Source organism: Shewanella sp. 11B5, from assembly GCF_002836795.1.
GTDB lineage: Bacteria > Pseudomonadota > Gammaproteobacteria > Enterobacterales > Shewanellaceae > Shewanella > Shewanella frigidimarina.
Genome location: NZ_PJAP01001017.1, coordinates 1 through 2,674, shown reverse-complemented (window position 1 = coordinate 2,674; position 2,674 = coordinate 1). Strand labels below are relative to the sequence as shown.

General features: G+C 44.3%; 1 protein-coding gene. It reads right to left on the bottom strand.

From position 1 onward, the window contains the following. Positions 1-1,126 precede the first annotated feature (1,126 nt). Positions 1,127-2,674 (bottom strand): amidase (locus CXF78_RS19710; protein WP_102037710.1); only part of this gene is annotated, 1,548 nt, incomplete at its 5' end.

Sequence of the window (2,674 nt, the reverse complement as noted above, 5' to 3'; positions counted from 1 at the left end):
AGAATGCAGCTAAACGTCCTGACAAGCCCAGTAACACTCAACATTCAAATTACGATAATTGTTAATAACGTTAGTAACTTATCAGCTTAATTAACTCGAATCAATTAAACTAAAAACTCTAACCATGTTTATGATAATCCAACAATCGTGGTCACATTAATTTCTACGCTTACCCAAGCGGAAATTAATGTTCGTTAGTTATTCTCTTCCTTTGTGGCTTCTTTCAACTTCACAACAAAGCCGAAATAAAATGAAACACATACAATTAAAGATTGCCACACAACTGCAAAGTAAAACTTACCTGGATTAGAGCTTGCAGATACATAATACACACTCCCTGTATTTTGGTACTTATATCCGCCTTCTATCAACATATCGATAACCGTTATGGTAAAGACAACACAAAATAATCGAGCAACAAATCGCATCTTATTATCAATTTTAATAGTCAAATCCTTACTAACACTTACTGACGGTAACGAACAACTAACGCTTATTGAACAGAGAACCCTATAAATTTAGCTGTTTAAATTATTGATTACAATAACCTTATACTTACTACGCCTTTGGTGTAAATGATAAATTATTAGTGACACTCAAAACAAACCGAGTTTTGCAATATAAAGTGTTAACAAAACTACCTGTGAAATTTATTGTACACAATAACAATATATTAAGTTAGGCCACAAAATTTCACAGCCCTACTTTAGACCGACCCGCTGGATTATTTGATTAGCAATAGGCCTAAACTCATTATAACGTTATATAAAACCCGCTTGTTCGATTACACCATTTACACAAAACACAATAGTATTTGTAGTAAAGCGATATCAATTTTCTTTTATAATGAAAAGAAGGAAAGCACGAGATCTAACTCACTTTGGTACAAAACAAGTTAGTGTTCTTTACTTGAAAAATGGACAAATTCAACGCTGAACTTAAGGACATCTGGTGAGATTTCGTGGCAGAGGTCGTTTATTGGCATCTAACCCACAGTAGATATGGAACATGTTTTAAACGTGCATTTACGTTGCCATAAAAAACGGGATTGGCGCACTGGAGCCAATCCCGTTTTCCGTTTTAAATGCATAGAGCCTAGTGCCTAATGCCTAGTGCTTAGAAATTGTTACTTACTGCTTAGCACTGGCGTGCGATGAGGAATAACGCGCTTGCTGCCCGTTGCCTCAAATGCACTCGCAAACCGAAGCAAGTCGTTATCATTATAAGCACGGCCAGCGAAAGTCAAACCAACCGGCATGCCAATGTCGGCCATTACGCCCATTGGCACAGTCACAGTCGGTACACCTAAGTGGCGAATAGCAAGGTTACCGTTGGCAACCCAAACACCATTACTCCACGCAATGTCAGCAGAAGCAGGATTAACCTGTGCATCTGCCGGACCTACATCTGCCACTGTTGGGAATAACACTGCATTAAGTTTTAGCTCGTCCATCCAGTCTTCCAGATCCAGTTTGCGTGTCTTCTCTAAGCCGCGCAGACCATCCGGTATACTGTCGATTTGGTTATACGACTTAAGGCCTCTTTTGGCCATGTTGACGTATTCATCCATGCCAGCAGCAAGGTCGCCCTCACGATTGGGCAAGGTGCCAAGATCATGCGGGAAAATCAAATGGCCGTTGACGTCTGCCAGTTTATTCAGTTTAGGATCATTATTAGCACGCAAGAACTCATCTAAAGCCCAGCCTGATAGTGCCCATAGCTCATCATCGAGAAACTCAGGGGTGACGATGCCGCGATTGAACACGGTCGGCGCACCAGGGCGATCACCTTCACAGTTAGAAACCAGCGGAAAATCGACTTCAATGACTTCAGCTCCGGCAGACTCCAGCGCTGAGCGTGCTGCTTCCCATAAGTCGATAACTGACGCACGAGTATTGATGCGCTGACCAGTCGGGCCGCCGATGCCTGGGTTTTCGCTGGTGCCAGCCAATTCATCTTTATTAATGTACATGCGCGGTACGCCAAATCGCTTGCCTTTAAGCGTGTCGGCTTGAGCAGCAAGATCCAGATAAGATTTTGGACGCACAGTTGATGCTTTTGGGATTTCAACCCAAGGTTGTAGACGCCATAAATCACCACGAGTAATAGGGTCGTCTGCCACGATAACGTCAAGTACTTCGAGCATATCGGCCATAGTACGAGTGTAAGGCACCACAACATCCATAGTCGGTGTCAACGGCCAGTTACCACGCACAGAAATCACCCCACGTGACGGAGTATAAGCACACAGGCCGTTGTTCGATGCTGGCCCACGACCGCTCGACCATGTTTCTTCGGCTAGGCCGAAAGCAGAATAGCTTGCCGCCGTACCTGTACCCGCGCCATTGGAAGAACCAGAGGCAAAGGGAGCGGTAAGATAATTAGCATTGTATGGGCTTTCGGCACGGCCGTAATGACCGCGCTGCATACCACCATTAGCCATAGGCGGCATGTTGGTTTTGCCCAAGCAAATAGCCCCCGCTTCGCGCAGACGTTCAACGGCAAATGCATCGTATTGAGCAATTAAGTCCTTAAACGCTGGACTACCAGAAGCCGCAGTGAGCCCTTTAACTAAGTAGCTATCCTTCGTAGTGTAAGGAATACCATCGAGTGGACTCAGCGTTTCACCACGGGCTCGGCGTGCATCAGAAGCTTCAGCTTCCTTAATCGCATC